Origin of the sequence: Pantoea sp. USMM079 (genome assembly GCF_037153115.1) — a bacterium.
Taxonomy (GTDB): domain Bacteria; phylum Pseudomonadota; class Gammaproteobacteria; order Enterobacterales; family Enterobacteriaceae; genus Pantoea; species Pantoea communis.
Genome location: NZ_JBBCKX010000001.1, coordinates 510,246 through 535,327, shown reverse-complemented (window position 1 = coordinate 535,327; position 25,082 = coordinate 510,246). Strand labels below are relative to the sequence as shown.

At 53.0% G+C, this 25,082-nt stretch carries 20 protein-coding genes; 7 read left to right on the top strand and 13 right to left on the bottom strand.

Annotated elements, in window-relative coordinates:
- Positions 1-12 precede the first annotated feature (12 nt).
- The 5 genes from WFP70_RS02495 to pdeR all read left to right on the top strand — a co-directional run bounded on the left by WFP70_RS02495 (position 13) and on the right by pdeR (position 9,065).
- Positions 13-2,322 carry an FdhF/YdeP family oxidoreductase gene (locus WFP70_RS02495; RefSeq protein WP_337022469.1) on the top strand — a complete coding sequence of 770 codons (2,310 nt, stop codon included), beginning with the start codon at positions 13-15 and terminating at the stop codon, positions 2,320-2,322.
- A gap of 126 nt (positions 2,323-2,448) precedes the next feature.
- Positions 2,449-4,383 carry an exoribonuclease II gene (locus WFP70_RS02490; RefSeq protein ID WP_337022468.1) on the top strand — a complete coding sequence of 645 codons (1,935 nt, stop codon included), beginning with the start codon at positions 2,449-2,451 and terminating at the stop codon, positions 4,381-4,383.
- A gap of 184 nt (positions 4,384-4,567) precedes the next feature.
- Positions 4,568-6,634, top strand: coding sequence for a carbon starvation CstA family protein (locus WFP70_RS02485; RefSeq protein ID WP_337022467.1), 2,067 nt, complete (start codon positions 4,568-4,570; stop codon positions 6,632-6,634).
- Complete coding sequence (locus WFP70_RS02480; protein WP_058959794.1) at positions 6,627-6,923, top strand: YbdD/YjiX family protein; 297 nt, start codon at positions 6,627-6,629, stop codon at positions 6,921-6,923. Before WFP70_RS02485 ends, WFP70_RS02480 begins: the two co-directional genes overlap by 8 nt.
- Before the next feature lie 156 nt (positions 6,924-7,079).
- A complete protein-coding gene (gene pdeR / locus WFP70_RS02475) occupies positions 7,080-9,065 on the top strand; it encodes a cyclic di-GMP phosphodiesterase (protein WP_034821445.1) in 1,986 nt (661 codons plus the stop codon).
- Positions 9,066-9,077: 12 nt separating this feature from the next.
- Here the strand turns inward: pdeR and WFP70_RS02470 are convergent, their stop codons facing one another.
- The 3 genes from WFP70_RS02470 to araD all read right to left on the bottom strand — a co-directional run bounded on the left by WFP70_RS02470 (position 9,078) and on the right by araD (position 11,997).
- Positions 9,078-9,944 (bottom strand): crotonase/enoyl-CoA hydratase family protein, encoded by an 867-nt coding sequence (locus WFP70_RS02470; protein WP_034821448.1) that lies wholly within the window; start codon positions 9,942-9,944, stop codon positions 9,078-9,080.
- Positions 9,945-10,084: 140 nt separating this feature from the next.
- A complete protein-coding gene (kdgT, locus tag WFP70_RS02465; protein ID WP_337022466.1) occupies positions 10,085-11,068 on the bottom strand; it encodes a 2-keto-3-deoxygluconate transporter in 984 nt (327 codons plus the stop codon).
- A 230-nt stretch (positions 11,069-11,298) separates the two neighbouring features.
- The gene (gene araD, locus WFP70_RS02460; protein ID WP_337022465.1) at positions 11,299-11,997 is read right to left on the bottom strand and encodes an L-ribulose-5-phosphate 4-epimerase; all 699 of its coding nucleotides are present in this window, start codon (positions 11,995-11,997) and stop codon (positions 11,299-11,301) included.
- A 328-nt stretch (positions 11,998-12,325) separates the two neighbouring features.
- Between araD and osmB the strand changes: the two genes are divergently transcribed.
- Positions 12,326-12,544: an osmotically-inducible lipoprotein OsmB gene (gene osmB, locus WFP70_RS02455; protein ID WP_034821457.1), complete on the top strand. Its 219-nt coding sequence runs from the start codon at positions 12,326-12,328 to the stop codon at positions 12,542-12,544.
- Positions 12,545-12,612: 68 nt separating this feature from the next.
- On the opposite strand, the gene yciH is transcribed toward osmB, so the two are convergent.
- From yciH to pgpB, 5 genes are all read right to left on the bottom strand, one after another.
- Positions 12,613-12,936, bottom strand: a complete 324-nt coding sequence (yciH, locus tag WFP70_RS02450) for a stress response translation initiation inhibitor YciH (RefSeq protein ID WP_097117008.1) — start codon at positions 12,934-12,936, stop codon at positions 12,613-12,615.
- The gene (pyrF, locus tag WFP70_RS02445) at positions 12,936-13,643 is read right to left on the bottom strand and encodes an orotidine-5'-phosphate decarboxylase (protein WP_283215266.1); all 708 of its coding nucleotides are present in this window, start codon (positions 13,641-13,643) and stop codon (positions 12,936-12,938) included. The genes yciH and pyrF overlap by 1 nt, the downstream gene beginning before the upstream one ends.
- A gap of 200 nt (positions 13,644-13,843) precedes the next feature.
- Positions 13,844-15,013, bottom strand: coding sequence for a lipopolysaccharide assembly protein LapB (gene lapB / locus WFP70_RS02440; RefSeq protein ID WP_058959800.1), 1,170 nt, complete (start codon positions 15,011-15,013; stop codon positions 13,844-13,846).
- Positions 15,014-15,019: 6 nt separating this feature from the next.
- Positions 15,020-15,325, bottom strand: a complete 306-nt coding sequence (locus WFP70_RS02435; RefSeq protein ID WP_038646699.1) for a LapA family protein — start codon at positions 15,323-15,325, stop codon at positions 15,020-15,022.
- A gap of 127 nt (positions 15,326-15,452) precedes the next feature.
- Positions 15,453-16,217: a phosphatidylglycerophosphatase B gene (gene pgpB / locus WFP70_RS02430; RefSeq protein ID WP_337022464.1), complete on the bottom strand. Its 765-nt coding sequence runs from the start codon at positions 16,215-16,217 to the stop codon at positions 15,453-15,455.
- Between the two features lie 229 nt (positions 16,218-16,446).
- Here pgpB and ribA point away from each other — a divergent pair, with 229 nt between their 5' ends.
- Positions 16,447-17,040 carry a GTP cyclohydrolase II gene (ribA, locus tag WFP70_RS02425; RefSeq protein ID WP_337022463.1) on the top strand — a complete coding sequence of 198 codons (594 nt, stop codon included), beginning with the start codon at positions 16,447-16,449 and terminating at the stop codon, positions 17,038-17,040.
- Between the two features lie 40 nt (positions 17,041-17,080).
- On the opposite strand, the gene acnA is transcribed toward ribA, so the two are convergent.
- From acnA to topA, 5 genes are all read right to left on the bottom strand, one after another.
- Positions 17,081-19,762, bottom strand: a complete 2,682-nt coding sequence (acnA, locus tag WFP70_RS02420; protein ID WP_337022462.1) for an aconitate hydratase AcnA — start codon at positions 19,760-19,762, stop codon at positions 17,081-17,083.
- A 438-nt stretch (positions 19,763-20,200) separates the two neighbouring features.
- Positions 20,201-20,380: a hypothetical protein gene (locus WFP70_RS02415; protein ID WP_034821480.1), complete on the bottom strand. Its 180-nt coding sequence runs from the start codon at positions 20,378-20,380 to the stop codon at positions 20,201-20,203.
- Between the two features lie 3 nt (positions 20,381-20,383).
- Positions 20,384-20,542, bottom strand: a complete 159-nt coding sequence (locus WFP70_RS02410) for a YmiA family putative membrane protein (protein ID WP_337022461.1) — start codon at positions 20,540-20,542, stop codon at positions 20,384-20,386.
- A gap of 493 nt (positions 20,543-21,035) precedes the next feature.
- A complete protein-coding gene (gene cysB, locus WFP70_RS02405) occupies positions 21,036-22,010 on the bottom strand; it encodes an HTH-type transcriptional regulator CysB (RefSeq protein WP_337022460.1) in 975 nt (324 codons plus the stop codon).
- A 191-nt stretch (positions 22,011-22,201) separates the two neighbouring features.
- Positions 22,202-24,799, bottom strand: a complete 2,598-nt coding sequence (gene topA, locus WFP70_RS02400) for a type I DNA topoisomerase (protein WP_160833606.1) — start codon at positions 24,797-24,799, stop codon at positions 22,202-22,204.
- Positions 24,800-25,082 lie beyond the last annotated feature (283 nt).

Here is a 25,082-nt window from a genome sequence, read left to right as displayed (position 1 = left end):
CCTGCAACGACTATGAAATTTAAACGTAAGATTCAGCCTTATCGTGCCGCTGCTGGCGGCTGGGGCTCTTTGGAAGCTACCACCCGTTTCGTCCTTGATAGTAAAGCTGCGCTGAAAAACATGCGCAATTTGATGCGCATGAACAAAGCGCGTGGCTTTGACTGCCCGGGTTGTGCATGGGGTGATGACAACAAGAGCACCTTCAGCTTCTGTGAGAACGGCGCTAAAGCGGTGACCTGGGAAGCGACTCGCCGCGTGGTGGAGCCCGAGTTTTTCGCTCAGCACAGCGTGAGCACCCTGTATCAACAGAGCGACTATTTCCTTGAGTATCAGGGACGCCTGACGCATCCGATGCGCTATAACAGCGCCACCGATCACTATGAACCGATCAGCTGGGATGATGCGTTGGCGATGATTGCCCGTCACCTCAAGGCGATGGACCATCCCGACCAGATGGAGCTTTACACTTCCGGTCGCGCCAGTAACGAAGCCTCATGGCTCTATCAGCTGTTCGGCCGCGTGATGGGCACCAATAACTTCCCTGACTGTTCAAACATGTGCCACGAAGCCAGCGGCACCGGCTTGAAGCGCAGCATCGGCGTCGGTAAAGGCACCATCCGCCTGGATGATTTTGACCACGCTGATGCGATTTTCGTTATCGGTCAGAATCCGGGGACTAACCATCCACGTATGCTGCACAGCCTGCGCCACGCGGCCGATCACGGTGCGAAAATCGTTACCTTTAATACCTTGCGCGAGCGTGGGCTGGAACGTTTTGCCGACCCGCAGAAACCACTGGAAGTCGTCACCTCCATGGCGGGAACCATTAGTTCTGCCTATTATCAGCCCAATCTCGGCGGCGATATGGCAGCAATTCGCGGCATGGTGAAAACTCTGCTGGAAGTGCAACGCGAGCGTTTAGCTGCGGGTGAACCGGGCATCTTCGATCAAGAATTTATCGACGCCAACACCCATGGCATTGAGAGCTATCTGGCTGCCGTGGATAACACGCGCTGGGACGATATCGTGCGTCAATCCGGCCTGAGCGAAGCACAGATTCGGGAAGCGGCCGCGATCTACCAGAGCGCTGAGCGTGTCATTATTACCTGGGCGATGGGCGTGACTCAGCATAAACACTCCGTTGATACAGTGCGTGAGATAACCAACCTGCAACTGCTGTTTGGACAGCTGGGTAAAAAAGGCGCTGGCCTTTGTCCGGTGCGCGGCCACAGTAACGTGCAGGGGAACCGCACCATGGGGATCGATGAGAAACCCAATAAGCCGTTCCTTGATGCATTGGGCGCGCATTTCGGCTTCGAACCGCCGCGTGAACACGGTCATAACACCGTTGAAGCGCTGGGCGCGATGCTGCGTGATGAAGTGAAAGTGCTGATCGCCCTGGGCGGCAACCTTGCGGCTGCCGCACCCGATTCCCCGGTGACGGAGGAAGCGCTACAGCATTGCGGTCTGACCGTGCATATCAGCACCAAACTCAATCGCAGCCATCTGGTGCCGGGCCACGAAGGTTTGATTCTGCCGACGCTCGGCCGTACTGAGCGCGATCGTCAGGCCAGCGGTAACCAGTTCATCACCGTTGAAGACTCTTTCAGCATGGTGCACGCCTCAGAAGGTGTGGGTATTCCTCTGGCAGACACCCAGCGCTCCGAAACCGCGATTGTGGCCGGTATTGCACACGCCACGCTGGGCAGTGACAAGATTGACTGGCTGGGCATGGCCGATGATTACAACGTGATCCGCGATCACATTGGCGCCACCATTCCTGGCTTTGCTGACTTCAATAACAAGTGTGATATTCCGGGTGGATTCTACCTGGGTAGCGCAGCAGCGGAGTTGCGTTTTAATACACCAAGCAAACGGGCGGAGTTCAGCGCGGCAGCCTTGCCAACCTCGCTGTTCCCACAGCTGGGCAGCGAAGTGGAGGTGCCGTTCACGTTGCAAACTCTGCGTTCGCATGACCAGTACAACACCACCATTTACGGCCTCGATGACCGCTACCGCGGCGTGTATGGTCAGCGTGAAGTGGTGTTTATCCACCCGGATGACATGGCGTCACTCGGCTTCAGTGAAGGCCAGTTGGTGGATATCGAAACACTGTGGAATGATGGCCTGACGCGTCGTGTGAGTGGCTTTAAGCTGGTGCCGTATAACATTCCGCGCGGTAACCTCGCGGCCTATTATCCGGAAACCAACCCGCTGGTGCCGCTCTCCAGCTATGGTGATGGCAGCGGGACGCCGACCTCGAAATCGGTGCCGGTAAAACTGGCGTTAACCGCCGCTGTACCGACCCAACGTATCGCCTGAGTCGTCAGCGTTATCAGAAGGTAAAAAGCCGCGTAATGCGGCTTTTTAGCCTGTTTTGGCCTTGCCGCGCGCCCCTGATTCGCGTAAAACTGTCCACCGCTCTTAGGCCACGAAACTAAATACATTATGTTCCAGGATAACCCGCTGCTCGCGCAGCTTAAAGAGAAGCTTCACGCGCAAACTCCGCGCGCCGAAGGTGTTGTGAAAGGCACGGAAAAAGGCTTTGGCTTCCTCGAAGTCGATGCCCAAAAAAGCTACTTCATTCCCCCTCCGCAGATGAAAAAAGTGATGCACGGTGACCGTATATCTGCGGTGATCCACACTGATAAAGATCGCGAGAGCGCCGAGCCGGAAACCCTGATTGAGCCGTTCCTGACCCGCTTTGTTGGCCGCGTGCAGAAGAAGGACGATCGTTTGTCGATTGTGCCGGACCATCCGCTGCTGAAAGAGGCGATCCAGTGCCGCGCTGCCCGTGACGTCACCCATGATTTTCAGAATGGTGATTGGGCCGTGGCGGAAATGCGCCGCCATCCGCTGAAAGGCGATCGCGGATTCTATGCTGAACTGACCGAATTCATTGTCACTGCGGACGATCACCTTGCGCCGTGGTGGGTCACCCTGTCGCGCCATAATCTGGAGCGCGAAGCCCCGAACGTTGGCTTCGGCGAAATGCTGGATGAGCACCTGCAGCGCGAAGACCTTACCGCGCTGAACTTCGTCACCATCGATAGCGCCAGCACCGAAGATATGGATGATGCGCTATATGTTGAAGAGCAGGCTGACGGCAATCTGCAGCTGACCATCGCGATTGCCGATCCGACCGCTTACGTAGCGGAAGGCAGCGAGCTGGATAAGCTGGCTTCAAAGCGCGCGTTCACCAACTATTTACCTGGCTTCAACATCCCTATGCTGCCGCGCGAACTGTCTGATGACATCTGTTCGCTGCGCCCAAAGGTGCGTCGTCCAGCGCTGGCCTGTCGCGTGACGCTCACGGCAGACGGCAGCGTAACGGGTGAAGTGCATTTCTTTGCGGCCTGGATCGAATCCAAAGCCAAACTGGTCTATGACGAAGTGTCAGACTGGCTGGAAAACGCCGGTAGCTGGCAGCCAGAGAATGAGGCGATCGCCGGGCAGATTCGCTTGTTGCATCGTGTGTGTCTGGCGCGCAGCGAGTGGCGTCAAACTCACGCGCTGGTGTTCAAAGATCGCCCTGATTACCGCTTTGTGCTGGGTGAAAAAGGCGAAGTGCTGGATATCATTTCTGAGCCACGTCGCATCGCCAACCGCATCGTTGAAGAATCGATGATTCTGGCTAACGTCTGCGCGGCCAAAGTGCTGCAGGAGAAGCTGGGCTTCGGTATCTATAACCTGCACACCGGCTTCGATCTGGCAAACGCAGAGCAAGCTGCTGGCGTGCTGGCCGGTCACGGTATTACCGTGGATCCTCAGGCGATCACCACGCTGGAAGGTTTCCGCCAGCTGCGTCGTGAACTGGATGCCCAGCCAACGCAGTACCTCGACAGCCGCATTCGTCGCTTCCAGAGCTTCGCTGAAGTCGGCACCGAACCGGGTCCGCACTTTGGTCTGGGCCTCGAAGCCTATGCGACCTGGACATCGCCGATTCGTAAATTCGGCGATATGATCAACCATCGCCTGCTGAAAGCCATTGTGCGCGGCGACAGCATTGCCCGTCCAAAAGACGAGTTCACCGCCATTATGAGTGAGCGTCGTCGCCTGAACCGCATGGCCGAACGTGATGTGGGTGACTGGCTGTATGCGCGCTTCCTCGCGCCGTCTGCCGGGACCGATCGCAAATTCAGCGCCGAGATCATCGACGTGTCTCGTGGCGGTATGCGCGTACGTCTGCTGGAGAACGGCGCCGTTGCCTTTATCCCTGCCCCGTTCATCCACGCGGTGCGTGATGAACTGGTGTGCTCACAAGAGAGCGGCACCGTGCAGATCAAAGGCGAAATCGCTTATCGCGTGACCGACATTATCGACGTGACCATCGCCGAAGTGCGTATGGAAACCCGTAGCGTGGTGGCGCGCCCGGCTGCCTGAGCATGAATATCTGCGGGATAACAGCCGTTATCCCGCATTTTTCCCCCTAAGTTTTATCTGATGTTAAATTTGCCTTCCGCTTCACACTTCTGATTCGAATCCCTGTCGTTAACAATTCATTACATTACTTTTAACTTGTTGTATCCGATCGCCTATTTTCCCGGTCTCTACAAGGAGTTAACTCATGAACAACGTCAAAACCGGATTGATCTGGTTAGCGGTGGCGTTAATTGGTGCGGGTGCGTTTGCCATGCTGGCGCTCAGCCGTGGCGAACACGTCAACGCCGTCTGGCTGGTTATTGCGTCCGTTGCCTGCTACAGCATTGCTTATCGCTTCTACAGCCTGTTTATCGCTGAACGTATTTTCGAACTGGATGATCGTCGCCGCACGCCTGCAGAACGGCTGAATGATGGTCTCGATTATGTGCCCACTAACAAATGGGTGCTGTTTGGCCACCACTTTGCGGCGATTGCTGGTGCCGGTCCATTGGTTGGCCCGATTCTCGCGGCGCAGATGGGCTTTCTGCCTGGCACCATCTGGATTTTGGTTGGCGTGATGTTGGCTGGTGCGGTGCAGGATTTCTTGATCCTGTTCATCTCTACCCGTCGTGATGGTCGCTCGTTGGGTGAAATGGCACGTCAGGAGCTGGGTTCGTTTGCGGGCGTGGTCACCATGCTCGGTGCGCTCGGCGTGATGATCATCATCCTGTCAGCGCTGGCGCTGGTGGTGGTGAAAGCGTTAGCCAACAGTCCGTGGGGACTGTTTACCATCGCCGCAACCATTCCAATCGCGCTGTTTATGGGCGTGTATATGCGCTATCTGCGCCCCGGCAAGATCGCTGAAGTGTCGATTATCGGCTTTGTGCTGATGATGGCGGCGATCATTTACGGTGGCGATGTGGCTGCCGATCCCTATTGGGGACCGCTGTTCACACTGAAAGGCACCGAACTGACATGGGTGCTGGTGATCTATGGCTTCGTCGCCTCTTCGCTGCCGGTGTGGCTGCTGCTTGCTCCGCGTGATTACCTCTCAACCTTCCTGAAAATCGGCGTCATTATCGGGCTGGCGGTTGGGATTCTGTTCGCCATGCCGGAACTGAAAATGCCGGCGGTGACCAAATTTATCGACGGTAGCGGGCCGGTGTTCTCCGGTGCGCTGTTCCCGTTCCTGTTTATCACTATCGCCTGTGGCGCGATTTCTGGCTTCCACGCGCTGGTCTCCAGTGGCACTACGCCAAAACTGGTTGAGCGCGAAAGTCACATCCGCTTTATCGGCTATGGCGCGATGCTGATGGAATCCTTCGTGGCGATCATGGCGCTGATATGTGCCTCGGTGCTCGATCCGGGCGTCTATTTTGCGATGAACTCACCCGCAGCACTGATCGGTACCACCGTTGAGAGCGCTTCGCAGGTGATTAACGGCTGGGGCTTTGTCGTGACGCCGGAGATGCTGAGCGGTATCGCGCGCGATGTGGGTGAAAGTACTGTCCTCTCGCGGGCAGGTGGCGCACCAACCTTCGCCGTGGGGATGGCGCACATCATCACCGAGGTATTTAACAGCCGGGTGATGATGGCGTTCTGGTATCACTTCGCCATCCTGTTTGAAGCGCTGTTCATCCTGACGGCGGTCGATGCCGGTACCCGCGCCTGTCGCTTTATGGTGCAGGATTTGGTTGGCACCGTGGTGCCTTCCATGGCCAACAACCGTTCCTGGCTGGGCAATATGGCGGGCACCACAGTGGCCGTAGCCGGATGGGGCTTCTTTGTCTACCAGGGTGTCGTCGATCCGCTGGGCGGCATCAATACCCTTTGGCCGCTGTTTGGCATTGGCAACCAGATGCTGGCCTCAATGGCGCTGATTCTCGGCACCGTGGTGCTGTTCAAAATGAAGAAACAGCGTTACGCGTGGGTGACGATTTTACCGACCGCCTGGCTGTTTGTGACCTCCATGACCGCCGGTTGGCAGAAGATTTTCCACGAGAAGCCCTCCATTGGCTTCCTTGCGCAAGCCAACAAGTTCCGTAAAGGAATTGATGAGGGGGTGATTATCGCTCCGGCGAAAACCGTGGCGGACATGCAAACTATCGTATTTAGCAATCAAATTAACGCGGCCCTGTGTGGCTTCTTTATGCTGGTGGCCGTGACCATGTTGATTGCAGCGTTCTTTGTTATTCGCCGTGCCCTGGGCAGTCAGGTACCTACCACCCATGAATCCGAAGTCTCCCTGCGTAAGGAGGTGCGGAATGTCTGAGTCCATTCATCGCTGGAAAAAACCGATTGGCGTCTGGCACATTCAGCATTGCTTACCGATCGCACCCCAGGCCACCGGGCAAACTCTTAATCGCTGGCAACAAATATGGCAGGGATTGAAGCAAAGTTTTCGCTTAATGGTTGGCGTTCACGACTATCAAACTTATCTGAAGCATATGCGTGAGCACCATCCCGGGCAAACGCCGATGGATGAGCGAGCCTTTCATCGCTACTGCCTTGAGGCCCGTTTTCCCAGCCAGGCAGGCAAGCTCGGCAAGTGTCCTTGCTGACATTTTTAAGCCCCGATTTTCGGGGCTTTTTCGTGCCATTCTTTAGTGAAAACAAAAATATATTTGGTTTGCATCTTGTGCTAACGCAGGAGGTTGAATACTGTTGCTAAAATAATGAGATACCGCCTGCTCAGCATTTCCCCGGAGGAAGTTTCCATGACCGATGAACAAGGGCAAACGTTGCTATACACCCTGTTTGGCACAACCAGCCCTCATTGGCGTTTAACTTCAGATAGCGATGCTTTGCATTTTGCCGAAGATGAGAATGCCAATACCAATTTGGCGGTTCCATTAACCCCCGCGCAGGCCAGTCTACTGCGTGCGATGACGGTGATCACCTCCAGTATCAACCTGACGCTCTCCCTGCGCGGTGCGCCGGTACCTATGCACTTCGTCGGCCGCAAGGTCAACCAATCAACATGGGCCGGCACCTCTTCTGCCTGGGGTGATACCTCCTCCGTAGCGCGTGATTTAACTCTGGGATTGTCTTTTGCTGAACAAGTGGTCTCCGAAGCAAATTCGGTGATTGTCATCCTCGATCAGCGTGGCAACATCCAGCGATTCAACCGCTTAAGCGAAGAGTACACCGGGCTCAAAGAGCAGGAAGTGATCGGCCGCAACGTGTTTCAGCTGTTTATGACCAAACAGGAAGCGCAGGCTTCGCGTCGCAACATTTCGGGCTTCTTTCGCGATGGCAACTCTTATGAAGTAGAACGCTGGATCAAAACCAAAAAAGGCCAGCGACTGTTTCTGTTTCGTAATAAGTTTGTGCACAGTGGTAGTGGGAAAAATGAAATTTTCCTCATCTGTTCTGGAACCGACATCACAGAAGAGCGACGTGCTCAGGAACGCTTACGTGTCCTCGCTAATACCGATACCGTGACCGGTTTACCCAACCGCAATGCCATCCATCAACAGATTAGTCTGGCGCTGGAATTAGCCAATGGCAGTCAAACTGGCGTGGTTTATCTCGATCTGGACAATTTTAAGAAGGTCAACGACGCCTACGGCCATATGTTTGGCGACCAACTGCTGCAAGCGGTCTCCCTCGCCATTCTCAGCTGTTTGGGCAAAGATCAGACGCTGGCCCGTCTTGGTGGTGATGAGTTCGTGGTACTGGCAGAACACACCAGCCAGGCTGCGCTGGAAGCCATGGCATCACGTATTCTTGAGCGCCTGCGTCAACCCTTCCGCGTCGGTTTGATCGAAGTCTACAGCGGCTGTTCGATTGGTATCGCCCTGGCCCCGCTGCACGGCGAGGATCGGGAAAGTCTGATCCGCAACGCCGATACCGCGATGTATCACGCCAAAGAGAATGGGCGCGGTAAATTCTGCGTGTTCGCTAACGAGATGAATCAGCGTGTTTTCGAATATCTCTGGCTTGATACTAACCTGCGTAAAGCACTGGAACTGGAGCATCTGGTGGTGTACTACCAGCCCAAATTAGATCGTGACGGCGAAGTGCGCAGCGCAGAAGCATTGGTGCGCTGGAATTCCGTCGAGCGCGGTCTGGTGCCGCCTGGCGACTTTATCTCGTATGCTGAAGAATCGGGCCTCATCGTGCCGCTTGGCCGCTGGGTGATGCTGAACGTTCTGCAACAAATTATTCAGTGGCGCAGCGAGGGAATTTACCTGCGCGTTGCCGTTAATGTTTCGGCTAAACAATTGATTGACCAAAGTATTTATACCGATTTAAAGCAGGCGCTGAGCGAAGCCGGCCTCACGGATTGTCCCATTGATATCGAGCTCACCGAAAGCTGCCTGATTGAGAACGAAGCCGGTGCACTCACGCTGATGAAGCAGTTCCAGGAACTGGGCGCTCAGGTTCATCTTGATGACTTTGGTACAGGTTATTCCTCGCTTTCCCAGTTGGCTCGCGTGCCCATTGATGCAATCAAACTGGATCAAAGTTTCGTACGTAACATCAACAAACAACCGGTGGCGCAATCTTTGGTCCGTGCCATTGTCGCCGTGGCCAAAACCCTCGATCTGCAAGTCATTGCGGAAGGGATTGAAACAAAAGCTGAGGAGAAGTTTGTGATGACCAACGGTGTCGATGGGCGTCAGGGTTATCTTTATGCAAAACCAATGCCCGCAGAACAGCTCGGGCATTGGCTGGCTAAGCATCCTGCCCGCGTTTAAAGCTGCTCTCGATTATCCGGCTTTGCGCAGGGATGCGCTATGACGGTTCTGTAGTTGCACCAGTCGTTCCATGTAAGCAATGTCTTTAGGCTCCAGTGTAAAGGCGTAATCCACCCAATCTTCCGTAATATCCATCAGCTCGGCTCGCGAGAGTTGCAGTACGCGCTGGCGCGCTTTCAACATGGCACGCACACCATTCAGCTTCGGACGTAGCGTATCGATAAAGGTACGCGTGGTACGATAAGCATCGCCTGGCTGGAAGACTTTATCTACCAGACCGCGCGTCTCATACCACTCTGCGCTATGCGATTCCCCTTCACAGATCAGCTCTTCGGCCAGCTTCATGCCGGAACGCCGTGCCACCAGTGAATAGCCGCCCATGCCAGGGAACAGATTGAACGCGATCTCCGGGAAGCCCATTCGTGCAGAGTTTTGCGCCAGAATGAAGTGATGGGCCAGCGCGGCTTCAAAGCCACCACCCAATGCACTCCCTTCAATCATCGCCAGCGTCACCGCTCCGGTATCAAAACCCCGCGCTGCCGAATGGATGCAATCCACGCAGGCACGCGCATAGGCCCGCAGCGCTTCACGACGGTTGTTACGAATGCACTCTACAAAGAAACGCAAATCGCCACCGGCGTTGAACATCTGCGGCACCAGCGAACCCGTCACCCAAAAATCAATCGGCAAACCCGAACGCTGAGCGGCATAGCTCAGATTCATGATCTCCTCGATTAATTCGTGGTTGAAACTGGGGCGCGGTTGGGCACGCAGCATCATCCACATGGTGTGTCGACCCTCTTCATAGTAGGCCGCCAGCTGGGTGGTTTGTCCGACTTCGGTAAACAATCTGCAAGTTGGTTGGTTAATTACTGTCATAGTCTCATCCTCTAGTTATGTGATGCGTTAAACGCAACATCAGCGTAATCCAGAGTGAGGCCAGACCAAATGAGAGATTGATTTATAAAGTAAAATCCAGAGATATCCCCGACCATGGGGTCGGGGAAAGATAAGCAGGCTTACTTGATGGCAGCGCGCTGTCCTACCGCCACATGAGAACGCTTAACGCGTTTTGAATAGACGGCGGTGATAATCGGTACTAATACAGAAGTCACAATAACGGATGTCGCCACCAGTGCGGTGGCTGCGGGAGCGACCGGTTTAAACTGTGGCAGCATCTCGGCAATCAGCACCGGCGTCGCCACTGCCGCGCCTGCGGTGCTGGAGGCTGCGATCCCAGCCGTGCCATCACCACCACCAATTAATCGGTCGGCAATAATGAGTGGGATACCGGTGATGATGATGACGGCAACACCGAGCAATACGCCCAATAAACCGGTTTGTTCGATCACCGCCAAATCGATGGTGTTACCCAAAGCGAAGGCAAAGAACGGAATCAAAGTATGTACGGCTTTGCCGAAGAACTCGCGCAATTCCGGGTCAAGATTGCCAAGCGCGAAACCGACAATAAAGGGCAACACCGCGCCAACAAACACGTGTGGCTCAAACGAAGCAATGCCTGCGGTCCCCAGGATCACCATGGTCATCAGCGGACCCGATTCCAGCGACATCAGCACAAACGCGCCTGCTTCTTCTTTTGAACCGTATTGCTGCATGATGGAGGCATAAAGGCCGCCATTGGTCATGTCCATCGCAGCAACCAATGCTAGCGTGGATAAACCGGCAAACATACCGACTTCTACGCCATTTTCCGGCATCATGCGGGATGCCACGGCAGCCACGACCCAGGCAACGGCGATTTTGGTTAATACCAGGGTGCCGGATTTACGCAGCACGGTTCCGGTTGCGCTGAGTTTGATCGATGCCCCCATGCAGAAAAACCATACCGCCAGAATCGGCACAGTGCCCGTCATCAGGCCGTTAGTAAAAGAGCCAAAGTATTTTCCTGCGCCGGGTGAAAACGTGTGGCAAAGCGCGCCCAAAAACAGCGGGATTAACATCATACCGCCTGGAATCTTATCGATTGCACGTTTGATATGCATAGTTGTGTCACCTTTACTGAGCCAGAAGGAGGTACGTTATCGTTCGCCGGATGGCATGGCAGGCAAGATAACCACTGGCAGTCAGGGAAAAAGTGATCGAATCGATATTAATGAAACGGTGTTTTATTTTTATAGATTTGACATTTCTTTTTTATGATATGCATCGCCATACCAGCGCTAAATAGCAAAAAATTAAGGCGCCCTCAGGCGCCTCAATGAAGTTTCAATGTTTAATTCTGCCCGTACCATGCATTCTTGCCATGCTTACGCAGATAATGCAGATCGAGTAAATTCTGCGAAATCGGAGGCAATTCGCTGCGCAGTTGTTCCGTGTGAAGTGCCATGTAAGCCACTTCTTCCAGCACCACCGCACTGTGCACAGCTGCATCCGCGTCTTTACCCCAGGCAAAGGGGCCGTGCGAGTTGACCAGCGCAGCAGGAATATCGGTGGGTTTAATGCGGCGTTGCGCAAAGCTTTCGATAATCACCTGCCCGGTGTTCCATTCATACTCTTGCTGTATCTCTTCACGCTTCATCGCACGCGTACAGGGAATGGTGCCGTAGAAATCATCCGCATGTGTTGTACCCAGAGCCAAAATGTCGCGTCCGGCCTGCGCCCAGATTGTGGCGTGGCGTGAATGGGTATGTACGATGCCACCAATCTCCGGCCAGGCAAGATACAGCGCGCGATGGGTGGCCGTATCGGATGACGGACGTAGCGCCCCTTCCACCACTTTGCCGCTGGCTAACTCCACCACCACCATATCGTCACGCTGCATTTTCTCGTATTTCACGCCCGAAGGTTTGATCACCAGCAGACCATGGTCGCGGTCAATGGCGCTAACGTTGCCCCAGGTGAAAGTGACCAGGTTATAGCGCGGTAAGTCAAGGTTGGCTTCCAGCACCTGCTGCTTGAGCAATTCCAGCATGATTATTTCTCCTGCGAACTGTGATAGCTGAATTGTGCTGAACAAGCAGAGAAAACGTTATGGATCGAATCGCTGTAAAAGCAGCGGAAAGTCGCTGAGACCGAAGAAGTGTGGCGTAAATTAAGAATTTTCTATCCTGGAGGAATTTAGCTTTGCTTCAGCTGGCTAAAGTCAGGAGCGGTACGGTTTCCACCGGTTAATTCGCCCATTAAAGCGCTGTACGCGGGCATCAAAGTGAACAATGAATGACACGCAGGGATGACGTACTTCGTTGCGCAACATCTATACTTACAAGGTTGCCTCTGTACATACAATCAAGGAGAAAGAGATGACGACAACAATGAAACGTATGACCGTTGCGGTATTAGCTGCCACCCTGGTTGTTGCCTTGAGTGGTTGTTCGAACTGGTCAAAACGCGACCGTAACACCGCCATCGGGGCGGGTGCGGGTGCAATCGGTGGTTCTGTCCTGACTAACGGAAGTGCACTGGGTACAGTGGGTGGTGCAGCCGTTGGCGGTATTATCGGCCATCAGGTTTCTAAATAACGATAAAGATTCAGGCTACGCAGCGCATCTACAGCATCACGGGCCGCACAGTGTGCGGCCCGTTTTTATTAACCACCGGCTAATTTAACCTTCATGCCTTTGGCTTCAAGTAGTGCTTTCAAGAGATCACGTTTATCGCCTTGAATCTCGATCACGCCATCTTTGAGTGACCCACCACAACCACATTTTTTCTTCAGTTCTGCTGCCAGCTTGTTGAGCGCATCGTCATCCAAATCGATACCGGTAATCAGGCAGACGCCTTTGCCTTTACGGCCGCTGGTCTGGCGTTGAATGCGCACTATGCCGTCCCCTTGCGGGCGCGGCGCTTTTTCTTCTTCCTGTGCGATTCGGCCAGTTTCAGTGGAGTAAACCAGTCGGTTGTCCTGAGCCATTAGGCCTCCTGTAAACTTTGCAGGATAGTGTGCAGCGTTGCAGCCGGATCATTGGATTGGGTGATCGGACGCCCAATCACCATGTAATCCACGCCAGCCAGTTTTGCCTGCTGTGGCGTCATGATACGGCGTTGATCGCCCGCATCACTGCCTGCCGGACGAATACCTGGGGTCACCAGTGCGAAATCCTGACCTAACACCTGTTTAAAGTGCTCAGCTTCCTGAGCGGAACAGACCACGCCATCCAGGCCACACTCACGCGTCAGGCGAGCCAGACGTTCCGCCTGCTGAGCGGGAGAAAGCGTAATGCCGAGACCTCTGAGATCGTCTTCATCCATGCTGGTTAATACGGTTACCGCAATCAACAATGGCGCATCTTTGCCAAAAGGCAGCAGCGCTTCACGAGCCGCATTCATCATCCGCGCCCCGCCACTGGCGTGAACATTAACCATCCACACACCGAGATCGGCAGCCGCGGCTACCGCGTGCGCGGTTGTATTCGGAATATCATGAAACTTCAGATCGAGAAAAACGTCAAAACCACGCGACTGCAGTGTTTTCACCAGTGACGGGCCAAATAGCGTAAACATCTCTTTGCCGACTTTCAGGCGGCACTGGCTCGGGTCAATGCGGTCCACAAACTGCAGTGCGCTGTCGAGATTATGATAGTCGAGCGCCACCAGAATCGGTGAAGTGGTTACAGGCATAACGTTTCCTCAAAGGCAGGCACCCGCGGGCGCAATGGACAAACGGCAAGCATTCTACCCGTGCATGCCCTTCCCGACAATCTCACAGCGCGCTTTAAACCGATGATCGACCGAAGGCTGCACAGTGCCACGACTCTCTCTAAGAATTCAAGATCATAGTATGTTGTAACTATGATGCGGTTATAATAAAAAAACGGCCGTTACTGGCCGTCAAGTCCGCGGATTGGTTTCACAGAAGACCATGCGCGGCAGGATGGGCAATGCCAATAAAGCGCATGCGCGGTAAATCCGCACTTTTGGCAGCGGTAGCGTGGTTTGGTGCGAATCTGTTCGCCCACCATATCGCGCAGCACCATCAGGCTCTCTTTGGCACGACCGTCTTCTGCTTCATGCAGGTGGAAATCCATCAAGCGATGGAACACGCGCATGGTCGGATGGCGCTGTAACTGGCGATTAATGTATAACTGCGCCGCTTCAGGCCCCTGCTGCTGTTCGAGGATATCAGAGAGGTAAAGTTCAGCGGCCGCGCCGGTATTCTCCTCAACGCAGCGTTGTAAAAATTGCGCCCAATCTTCAGGCTGATTCAGTCGCTGATAGCAGGTTTCGAGCATCGATAAGGTTTCGCTCACCAGCTCTTTATCTTGATCCAGTACGCGCTGCAGGCGGGCCGTTGCTTTAGCGTATTCGCCCTGCTCCATAAAGATGCGGCCCATCATAATGGAAACGCGCGCGCTTTGGTGATCGGCCGATTCACCCTTTTTCAGTAAGCTCATGGCGCGATCAAGATCGTCACTGCTCAACGCCTGAAGCGCAAGCTCGCAGTAGAAATGGGCAATTTCGCCCTTGTGCTTCTCTTTGCCGAGCTTGACCAATCTTTCCGCCACTTCGATGGCTTTCTGCCAGTCACTGGTTGCCTGATGAATCTGTATCAGCTGTTGCAGCGCACCGATACGGAAGTCGGTTTCATCAATAAGCTGGCTAAACATGTCCTCGGCGCGATCGTAAAACCCGGCGGCCATGTAATCGCGTCCCAGTTGCTGGATAGCCAACAGGCGCTGTTCATAGCTCAGGGAAGCGCTTTCCATCAGGGATTGGTGGATGCGAATGGCGCGATCAACTTCGCCGCGTGAACGGAACAGATTGCCGAGCGTCAGGTGAGCTTCAACTGTGCCGCTGTCCTCCTTCAGCATATCCAGAAAGAGATCGACAGCTTTGTCCTGTTGATTGGAAAGCAAGAAGTTTACGCCGGCAACGTACTCACGTGACAGACGATTGGCTTCCTGTTGCTTATCCTGATGTGCACTGCGACGGCCCATATACCAGCCATACGCCGCAGCAACAGGGAGAAGCAAAAACAGCAATTCAAGCATCGAAACTTAATCCCGACGACCAGCAGTAGAAGAATTTGTCACAGCCGTTGATTGTTCGTTCTGCGCCTGCATGCGTTTCAGCTTGCGCTGCGCGTGAGCGAGAGAAACACGTATCCGCAACCAGAAAAGACCGCAAATTGCCCATCCAAGCAGGAATCCGGCACCAAACAGGCTCGCCAGCAATGTGGAGATGCGGAATTCACCCTGCGCCAGCAGATAGTTAAAAGTGACGATTTGGTCGTTATGCGCTCCAAGCGTGACGGAGATGATAAAAATGACCAAAACCACGAGAAAAATCAGCAAATATTTCACAATGCGTCCTGTCGTGAGGTTATCCAGTAGAAGTATGCCAAAAAAGTGCCGCCGATGCTGCTTATCAGCACATCACTTAGCGCATTTTCCGTAAGCGCAATCAATCATATGGGGGCGCGCGCAGAAATTACAATCCATCATCACGCTGCTTAATCTCCTGCTGCTCTTCGCGCGGCACCGTAAGCGGGCCACAAAAACGCTGCGCCAGCCATGTGGCAACCGTAACCAGCAGCCAGGAAATCAGGGTGGCCACCACCAAATCGCGCGGCCAATGCATACCCAGCAGTAAACGACTGCCCATGACCATGGTAGCCCAGGAAAACAGCACGACCACGGTCACGATGTGGCGCCTTGGCCAGAGTAAGCCAATCACCAGCAGCGCCCAACTGGCAGCAAACATGGTATGTCCGGAAGGAAAGGCAAAGCCGGTTTCAAACGCCCAGTGTTTTTTTAGCCATTGCGGCAACTGAGTGTCGTTAGCCACTAAAGTCGACACCAACTGACTGCGCCCCTGACGGTTTTGCTGATAAAACGCCCCTTCATCAATACCGTAACTCTTCTCCAGCCAAACCACATAGGGACGGGGTTCCTGCACCTGCTCTTTAATGAAAGATTTGGTGTACTGGCCAGCAAGAATAGCGCCGTTCATGAAGAGGATCAGTAAAATGGCGGGTTTAAGCCGGAAGCGTAAGCACCATAAAACCCAGGCGCTGAGGATAACGCTGGTCAATATACCCCAGGGGCTGGTGACGGTTTCTGTCATCCAGAACAGCACCCGTAAAAACGCGCTACTCTCACCTGGCTGCCATTGCCAGCCAGAGAGCCAGACAACAACGGGCATAATTATTAACAAAAGCATTCCCAGGGTGGTGCGCTGCGCAATTTTTAACATCCGTTTCCTTTTAGATCCGTTGATATTCGCGTGGCTGGCATAACTTTAGCTGAAAAAAGAATAACATACACGTTGCGGCTTAGATAATTGTGCTTTATCACTACAATAACTCTGACTGATTAACGGCCCGGGTGAAGGTTGTGGCACAATATTGTCAGTTTTGTCGGGCCAGTCGGGCCCGTGCGTTATCATGATGATAGCGCATCCTCTGAAGGTTCTGGAGAGTCACATGCAGCTTAAACGGGTAGCAGAAGCCAAACTGCCCACGCCATGGGGAGATTTCCTGATGGTTGGTTTTGAAGAACTGGCAACTGGCCAGGATCATGTCGCGCTGGTTTACGGTGATGTTAGCGACCACAATCCAGTGCTGTCGCGCGTTCACTCTGAGTGTCTAACCGGTGATGCGCTGTTCAGCCTGCGCTGCGACTGTGGTTTTCAGTTGGAAGCGGCGCTCACCGCTATCGCTGAAGAAGGACGCGGCGTGCTGTTATATCACCGCCAGGAAGGCCGTAATATCGGTCTGTTGAATAAGATCCGCGCCTACGCTTTGCAAGACAAAGGTTACGACACCGTGGAAGCGAATCATCAGTTGGGCTTTGCCGCCGATGAGCGCGATTTCACCCTGTGTGCAGATATGTTCAAACTGTTGGGCGTCAATGAAGTCCGCCTGCTGACGAACAATCCACGCAAAGTCGAGATCCTGAGCGAAGCGGGAATTAATATTGTCGAGCGCGTGCCGTTAGTGGTCGGGCGCAACCCCAAAAATGCCCACTACCTTGATACTAAGGCGGAAAAAATGGGGCATCTGCTGCCAAAAGCGTAATGCAGACAGAAAAAAGCCGGGAAAACTCCCGGCTTTTTCTTTAGTTCAGCATATTACGAATCACATAGTGCAAAATGCCGTCGTTTTGATAATAGGTCAGCTCATTGCCGGTATCGATACGACACCGCGTTGCCAGCGTCTCTTTTTTACCATCAACGCGCGTCAGCGTGACATTCACGGTACAACCCGGTTTCAACTGGGACAGGTTTTCAACATCAATAAACTCCTCCCCGGTTAATCCCAATGTTTTCCGCGTGACGCCAGCAGGGAATTCCAGCGGCAGGATCCCCATGCCGATCAGGTTAGAGCGATGGATACGCTCAAACGACTCAGAAATAACCACGCGCACACCTTGTAAACGTGGGCCTTTCGCAGCCCAGTCGCGGCTGGAACCTGAGCCATACTCCTTCCCGGCGACCACTGCCAGTGGCACACCTTCGGACTGATACTTCATGGCAGCATCATAAATCGCCAGCTGCTCATTGCTGGGGAAGTGTTTGGTATATCCCCCTTCCACGCCCGGCACCATTTCATTACGAATACGAATGTTGGCAAAGGTCCCGCGCATCATCACTTCGTGGTTACCACGACGCGAACCGTAGGAGTTGAAATCGGTGCGCTCAACACCATGCGACAGCAAATAGCGTCCAGCAGGACTTTCCGCTTTGATGCTGCCCGCCGGCGAAATATGGTCGGTGGTGACAGAGTCACCCAGCATCGCCAGAATGCGCGCGCCTTTAATATCCTGGACAGGCTCCGGTGTTTTGCCCATATCGTCAAAGAACGGCGACAGGCGGATGTACGTCGATCCCTCATCCCAGTCATAAGTCGCGGCTTCACTGACTTTGATTTGCTGCCACTCAGGCGTACCGTCGAAGACCTCGGCGTATTCCTTATGGAACATATCACTGGTCACTTTCTGCACTGCGGCGGCGATCTCTTCTGGTGATGGCCAGATATCCTGCAGAAAGACATCCTTGCCCTGCCGGTCCTGCCCGATGGGATCGTTCTGCAGGTTGAGTTTCATGTTACCGGCAAGTGCATAAGCCACCACCAGCGGTGGCGACGCCAGCCAGTTAGTTTTCACCAGCGGATGGATGCGCCCTTCGAAGTTTCGGTTACCCGACAGCACAGCACCGACGGTCAGATCGCCCTCTTTAATCGCGCTTTCAATTTCATCTGGCAATGGGCCCGAGTTACCGATGCAGGTGGTACAACCATATCCCACCAAATTGAAACCTAATTCATCCAGATAAGGTGTCAGTTGAGCCACCGCGAGATAATCCGACACCACTTTTGATCCCGGTGCCAGCGAGGCTTTCACCCAGGGTTTGCGCATCAAGCCACGCTCAACCGCATTTTTCGCCAGCAGGCCCGCGGCCATCAAGACGCTAGGGTTGGAAGTATTAGTACAGGAGGTAATAGCAGAAATGACCACCGCGCCATCTTCCAGCTGATAGCTATCGCCGGTCTCGCTGTCGCGATACGTGACGGTCTTGTGCGCTTTCTGCGCATGATTAACTTCAAGTTCGTTGCTGGCATCAAAGGCAGCGGGTACATCACCTAAAGAGACGCGATCCTGCGGTCGTTTTGGACCGGCAAGACTGGATTCAACATCTGCCATATCCAGCGCCAGTGAGCTGGTAAACCGTGGTTCGTCGCCCGGATTTCGCCACATCCCTTGCTGCTTAGCATACGCTTCGACTAAATCGACTTGTTCGGCATCACGCCCGGTCAGGGTCATGTAGCTCAGGGTGATTTCATCAATGGGAAAGAAACCGCAGGTGGCACCATATTCCGGTGCCATATTGGCGATAGTTGCGCGATCGGCCAGCGGCAAATCGGCAAGGCCATCACCGTAAAATTCAACGAATTTACCCACCACACCATGCTTGCGCAGCATTTGCGTCACGGTTAAAACTAAGTCGGTCGCGGTGATGCCAGGACGCAGTTTGCCGGTGAGTTTGAAACCGACAACGTCGGGGATTAACATAGACACGGGTTGCCCTAACATGGCGGCTTCGGCTTCAATACCGCCAACACCCCAGCCCAATACGCCCAGCGCGTTGATCATCGTGGTATGGGAATCTGTGCCGACTAAGGTATCAGGATAAGCGACCTCTTTGCCTTCTAGCGTTTCATGCCAGACGGATTTCCCCAGATATTCCAGGTTAACCTGATGGCAGATACCGGTGCCGGGCGGCACTACGCGGAAACGATTAAACGCTTTTTGCCCCCAGCGCAGGAAAACGTAGCGTTCGTGATTGCGCTCCATCTCCAGACGCACGTTTTCTTCGAAGGCGTCTTCATCCCCAAAATGATCAACGGTCACCGAGTGGTCAATAACCAAATCGACCGGCGATAAAGGATTAACTTTGGCCACATCGCCGCCGAGGCGTTTTACCGCTTCACGCATCGCCGCTAAATCCACCACCGCTGGCACGCCGGTGAAGTCCTGCATCAACACGCGCGCTGGGCGATAGGCAATTTCCCGGTCAGCATGCGCATCTTTCTGCCAGCCAACCAGAGCTTGTATATCTTCAGCTGTCACGGAATCCTCATCCTGCCAGCGCAGGAGGTTTTCCAGCAACACCTTCATTGATTTAGGTAAGCGATCGATATTACCCAATTGCTGGGCAGCTTTTGGCAGGCTGTAGTAATGATATTTTTTTGCCCGAACGTCCAGCGTATCCTGACTGTGCTCCCGTAACGTTAACGACATAGCTCCTCCTTATATGGGCCTCTCTTTTAAACCTCAATAACCACAAGGTTTAGCTTAAAGATAGACCACAATTTCGTTAACGATTTGATAACAACACGAAATGACACATAAAGGCACAAAGAAAAATGCCCCGACGTTTGTCAGGGCATTAATAGAAATCAGTACAATTTGAGTTATTGGATTAGATCATTGCCCACACGGCCGCGGCCCAAAATGCAAAGGAAAAGGCATAAACGCCGAACCATGAAAAAGTCGTTGTATTCATCGAGTCACTCCCTCCCGGATTCCGGGCAAAAAAAGTCCACCGTCTTCAGCGTTGTACTGATGACACCGTTTTTTTAGTGCTGAGTGTTAAAGGACGGGCTTTTAAAATGCCCACCGGATAATCCGGTAAAGAGAGGTATAGATGTCTATATATAGAACAAAACGCAGACTGCGTTATTTCGACTTCGGATCCATGAACGATTCGATAAAGTTACGCTGGTTCTCACTCAGTTCCCACGACGCAGGAATCGCCACAGGCTGTTCAACGCTCTTTACTTCTTTCGCTTTGCACGCTGACGTGTTCGGCTGACGCGCAGAAACCGGAGACTTACGGCTGAGTGTATTTGCCCACATGGCTTAACCCCACATACGCCAAATCATCAATGCCACCACTACCCAGAACAGTGCTGAAGCAGCGAAGACGGTCAACCAAGCCTTGCGACGCACATTACCAGAGCGCTCAACCTTGGTGGTTTTAGTACGAAAATCTTGTTGTACAGTCAGTCTAGTGTTCATAGTTTTTGATAATCACTCTCAATAAAACGATTGTTGATAACGATTAAGATTTAGGACGAATCCTAAACTTGTTAAGTCCGAAAATCCAGTTATTTTTATTGAGTACAACGATTAACGCTATTTATCAAAACCCAAACAATTGATGAGATAAATTTAATTACTGATCAAACTATTTATCTAATACAAACATTGTAAATTTGGGTTAAAACAAATTTAGTGCCATTCTAAATTTGAGTTTAATTTAAAGAGCCTGACTAAAAGGCCTTTGTCATCAGTTGATAACTGGAGTATGGGAATATTCCTGGCGGTCCGCAAAGCAGCAGCGTAAATTTTGTGTACTGTTTCTCATTTAAGATATAACAATGAAAAAACATGTGATCGATGTTTCATTTACAAAAAAATAATGAAATTTTTTGAGATTCTTGTGGCGCTAACCAGAGAGGGTTTCACAAGATGCCCACTGGACACCTTGTGAAAATAATGAGTTAGGGGATTATTTGAAAGGTAACTTGATATCGCGGAACATCGCTTCGATATCTTCATTAGAACGTAATGCGACCGCTGCATCCACGACATCACGCGTCAAATGCGGTGCGAAACGTTGAATAAAATCATACATATAGCTTCGCAGGAACGTGCTGCGTCTAAAGCCAATTTTGGTTGTACTATTGGTAAAAATTTCTGATGCTTCAATGCGCACCAGATCCGGATCGGAAACCGGGTCCACCGCCATACTGGCAATCACACCTACCCCTAAGCCTAAACGCACATATGTTTTGATGACATCAGCGTCGGTGGCCGTAAAGACAATACGTGGCGTTAATCCTGCACGGTTGAAGGCGGTATCCAGCTCTGAGCGGCCAGTGAAGCCAAAGGTGTAGGTCACGAGCGGGAAATCAGCCAGCTCTTCAATCGTCACATTCGATTTGCCTGCTAGCGGATGGTCTGGCGTAACGACAATCGCGCGGTTCCAGTGATAGCAAGGCAACATAATCAGGTCGTCGTACAAATGCAGCGCTTCGGTCGCAATCGCAAAGTCAGCATTTCCCTTCGACACGGCTTCAGCAATTTGCGTCGGCGAGCCCTGATGCATATGCAGGGATACGCGCGGGTAACGCTCGATAAACCCTTTAATCACACTGGGCAAGGCATAACGCGCCTGAGTATGTGTGGTCGCCACATACAGCGAGCCTTTATCAGGCCAGGTGTGCTCACCCGCGACAGACTTAATCGCATCCACTTTGGATAATACTTCGCGAGCAATTCGGATGATCTCTTCACCCGCAGGCGTCACCTGAGTGAGATGTTTCCCGCTACGCGCAAAAATCTGCACGCCGAGTTCATCTTCCAGCATACGCACTTGCTTACTGATACCCGGTTGTGAGGTATAGAGACCTTCAGCGGTGGAGGAGACGTTGAGGTTGTGATTAACCACCTCGACGATGTAACGCAACTGCTGCAATTTCATAGTTATATCTTCCCGGTAGCGACAGAGGGGCCATCCCTGCAGGCGTGTTTCCGCCTTAATTAAGGTATAGGGAGGGAAAGCATGTCAGCGAAACGAAAAAAGCTATAACCACTATATCAGTTAACGAAAGAATGTAGAACGATTAGCTATAAGGATGAGGAAAAGGCCAGCAGAAGCTGGCCTTGAGGGAATTACTTCTTCGCTTCCTGCCACTTACCGTCGATATAGAACATCGACCAGCCAGTCGCTTTGCCTTCCTTCTCGGAGGAAACATACTGCTGCTTAGTTTTACGGCTAAAACGCACTAACGTTTTATTGCCTTCCGGATCCGCCGCTGGCGCTTCCGCCAGGTATTTCAGCTTCTCCGGCAGACGGTCAGCAAAACGTTGAAGCTCTTCCACCAGCGGCGCACGCGTTTCACGCGATTTCGGGAAGGTGTTGGCCGCCAGGAATACCCCTGCCGCACCGTCACGCAATACAAAGTAGGCATCTGATTTTTCACACGCCAGCTCAGGCAACGGTACCGGGTCTTCCTTCGGTGGTGCAACTTCACCATTGCGCAGAATCTTGCGAGTATTTTTACACTCGTCGTTGGTGCAGGCCATGTATTTGCCGAAGCGCCCCATTTTCAGGTGCATTTCTGAACCACACTTTTCACACTCTACGATCGGGCCGTCATAACCTTTGATGCGGAATTCGCCCTGTTCGATTTCGTAGCCGTCACATTCCGGGTTGTTACCACAGACGTGCAGCTTACGCTGATTGTCGATCAGGTAGCTGTCCATCGCGGTGCCACACTTCTGGCAACGACGACGGGCACGCAACGCATTGGTTTCAGCATCATCGCCTTCCAGTACGTTAAGAACCTCATTTTCCGGAATCAGATTGATGGTCTGTTTGCAGCGTTCTTTGGGTGGCAGCGCATAACCGGAGCAGCCGAGGAATACGCCGGTACTGGCGGTACGGATACCCATTTGGCGGCTACAGGTCGGGCAGTCGATCGAGGTCAGCACCATCTGGTTCGGCTGCATGCCGCCCTCTTCTGGCTCTTTCTCGGCCTGACCTAACTGCTGGCTGAAATCGCTGAAGAAGGAATCCAGCACCGCTTTCCACTGCGCTTCATTATTGGCGACCTGGTCAAGGCTGTCTTCCATGCGCGCGGTGAAGTCATAGTTCATCAGTTCACGGAAATTCTGTTCCAGGCGATCGGTGACGATTTCACCCATCTTCTCAGCATAGAAGCGGCGGTTTTCTACCCGCACGTAACCGCGATCCTGAATGGTGGAAATAATTGAGGCATAGGTCGATGGACGGCCAATACCCCGTTTTTCCAACTCACGGACTAAGGAAGCTTCGCTGAAGCGGGCTGGCGGCTTGGTGAAGTGCTGGCTTGGCATCAGCTCCTTCAGGTCAAGCATGTCGCCGACATTGACCGGTGGCAGCGTCAAATCTTCATCGTTTTTACGCAGGGCTGGCATCACTTTTGTCCAGCCATCGAAACGCAAAGTGCGGCCTTTCGCTTTCAGTTTAAAGTCTGCTGCACCCACCGTCAGGGTGGTGGAGTCATACTGCGCCGGCACCATCTGGCAGGCCACAAACTGACGCCAGATCAGCTGGTACAGTTTCTGCGCATCAGCTTCCATATCTTTCAGCTGTTCTGCCTGGATGTTGACATCCGAAGGTCGAATCGCTTCGTGAGCTTCCTGCGAATTCTCTTTACTGGCGTACGTGATTGGCGACTCTGGCAGATACTTCTTACCAAAACTCTTCTCCACAAAGCCGCGTGCCATCGCCACCGCATCCTGACTCAGGTTGGTGGAGTCAGTACGCATATAGGTGATGTGACCCGCTTCGTAGAGACGCTGCGCCATCATCATGGTTTTCTTCACGCCAAAACCGAGACGTGTACTCGCCGCTTGCTGCAGCGTCGAGGTAATAAAAGGCGCAGAGGGTTTGCTGCTGGTCGGTTTGTCTTCACGATCCAGCACTTCGTAACGCGCTTTCTCCAGCACGGATACAGCAGCATGAGTTTGCTCGCGATTAACCGGACGGAACGCTTTATCGCCCTGATGCGTGACTTGCATCGCCAGCGCGTCGCCTTTCGGCGTAGAGAAATCCGCATCGATTTCCCAATACTCTTCCGGTACGAACGCTTTGATTTCGTGCTCGCGCTCAACCACCAGTCGCACAGCCACCGACTGAACACGACCCGCCGACAAACCACGGGCAATTTTCTTCCACAGCAGCGGGGAAACCATGTAACCCACCACGCGGTCCATAAAGCGACGCGCCTGCTGCGCATTAACACGTTCAATATTCAGTTCGCCCGGTTTTTCAAACGCCTGACGAATCGCATTTTTGGTGATTTCGTTGAACACCACGCGGCTAAACCGCTTATCATCGCCACCGATCACTTCCCGCAGGTGCCATGCAATGGCCTCCCCTTCGCGGTCAAGGTCCGTTGCGAGGTAGATGTGGTCAGCATCGGCGGCAAGGCTTTTCAGTTCGGCTACGACTTTTTCTTTACCCGGCAGAATCTGATAGTCCGCTTCCCAGCCATGCCAGGGATCAACCCCCATGCGGCTGACCAGTGCGGCCTTCTCATCCTTCTTAACCTTTTTTCCTGTTTTCGCCTTTTCCCCGTCGGTAGTTTTACGGGCAGTTGAACCGCTGGTCGGCAAATCACGGATATGACCGACGCTGGATTTCACCACGTAGTCATTACCGAGGTATTTATTGATTGTTTTGGCCTTTGCCGGGGACTCAACGATTACGAGTGCTTTACCCATATGTACCTTTACCTAATTGAAACGTCCTGATAAACGGGAGAGGATTCGGTGCCCCAAAACCCAACGGGTTCAATATTGCTGCCAGCTTTTCACTTTTCAAGGCAGCGGGGATAATCTCAGGTCAGATTGCATCGACTTATGCAACTTTATGATTAGAAGCGGGTTTTCCATCTGACAGCATCACACATCCGGGTGTGATCTCCCTGAAAGCTGAATCGCCCACACTCTACCTGATAAAATCCGTTACGCAACTTAATTAGCATTCTGATTAATTTTGCGCCAG

Excerpts from the sequence above, each read along its gene's own strand:
- WFP70_RS02495 (WP_337022469.1), top strand. The coding sequence starts at position 13 with ATGAAATTTAAACGTAAGATTCAGCCTTATCGTGCCGCTGCTGGCGGC.
- WFP70_RS02490 (WP_337022468.1), top strand. The coding sequence starts at position 2,449 with ATGTTCCAGGATAACCCGCTGCTCGCGCAGCTTAAAGAGAAGCTTCAC.
- WFP70_RS02485 (WP_337022467.1), top strand. The coding sequence starts at position 4,568 with ATGAACAACGTCAAAACCGGATTGATCTGGTTAGCGGTGGCGTTAATT.
- WFP70_RS02480 (WP_058959794.1), top strand. The coding sequence starts at position 6,627 with ATGTCTGAGTCCATTCATCGCTGGAAAAAACCGATTGGCGTCTGGCAC.
- pdeR (WP_034821445.1), top strand. The coding sequence starts at position 7,080 with ATGACCGATGAACAAGGGCAAACGTTGCTATACACCCTGTTTGGCACA.
- WFP70_RS02470 (WP_034821448.1), bottom strand. The coding sequence starts at position 9,944 with ATGACAGTAATTAACCAACCAACTTGCAGATTGTTTACCGAAGTCGGA.
- kdgT (WP_337022466.1), bottom strand. The coding sequence starts at position 11,068 with ATGCATATCAAACGTGCAATCGATAAGATTCCAGGCGGTATGATGTTA.
- araD (WP_337022465.1), bottom strand. The coding sequence starts at position 11,997 with ATGCTGGAATTGCTCAAGCAGCAGGTGCTGGAAGCCAACCTTGACTTA.
- osmB (WP_034821457.1), top strand. The coding sequence starts at position 12,326 with ATGACGACAACAATGAAACGTATGACCGTTGCGGTATTAGCTGCCACC.
- yciH (WP_097117008.1), bottom strand. The coding sequence starts at position 12,936 with ATGGCTCAGGACAACCGACTGGTTTACTCCACTGAAACTGGCCGAATC.
- pyrF (WP_283215266.1), bottom strand. The coding sequence starts at position 13,643 with ATGCCTGTAACCACTTCACCGATTCTGGTGGCGCTCGACTATCATAAT.
- lapB (WP_058959800.1), bottom strand. The coding sequence starts at position 15,013 with ATGCTTGAATTGCTGTTTTTGCTTCTCCCTGTTGCTGCGGCGTATGGC.
- pgpB (WP_337022464.1), bottom strand. The coding sequence starts at position 16,217 with ATGTTAAAAATTGCGCAGCGCACCACCCTGGGAATGCTTTTGTTAATA.
- ribA (WP_337022463.1), top strand. The coding sequence starts at position 16,447 with ATGCAGCTTAAACGGGTAGCAGAAGCCAAACTGCCCACGCCATGGGGA.
- acnA (WP_337022462.1), bottom strand. The coding sequence starts at position 19,762 with ATGTCGTTAACGTTACGGGAGCACAGTCAGGATACGCTGGACGTTCGG.
- WFP70_RS02415 (WP_034821480.1), bottom strand. The coding sequence starts at position 20,380 with ATGTGGGCAAATACACTCAGCCGTAAGTCTCCGGTTTCTGCGCGTCAG.
- WFP70_RS02410 (WP_337022461.1), bottom strand. The coding sequence starts at position 20,542 with ATGAACACTAGACTGACTGTACAACAAGATTTTCGTACTAAAACCACC.
- cysB (WP_337022460.1), bottom strand. The coding sequence starts at position 22,010 with ATGAAATTGCAGCAGTTGCGTTACATCGTCGAGGTGGTTAATCACAAC.
- topA (WP_160833606.1), bottom strand. The coding sequence starts at position 24,799 with ATGGGTAAAGCACTCGTAATCGTTGAGTCCCCGGCAAAGGCCAAAACA.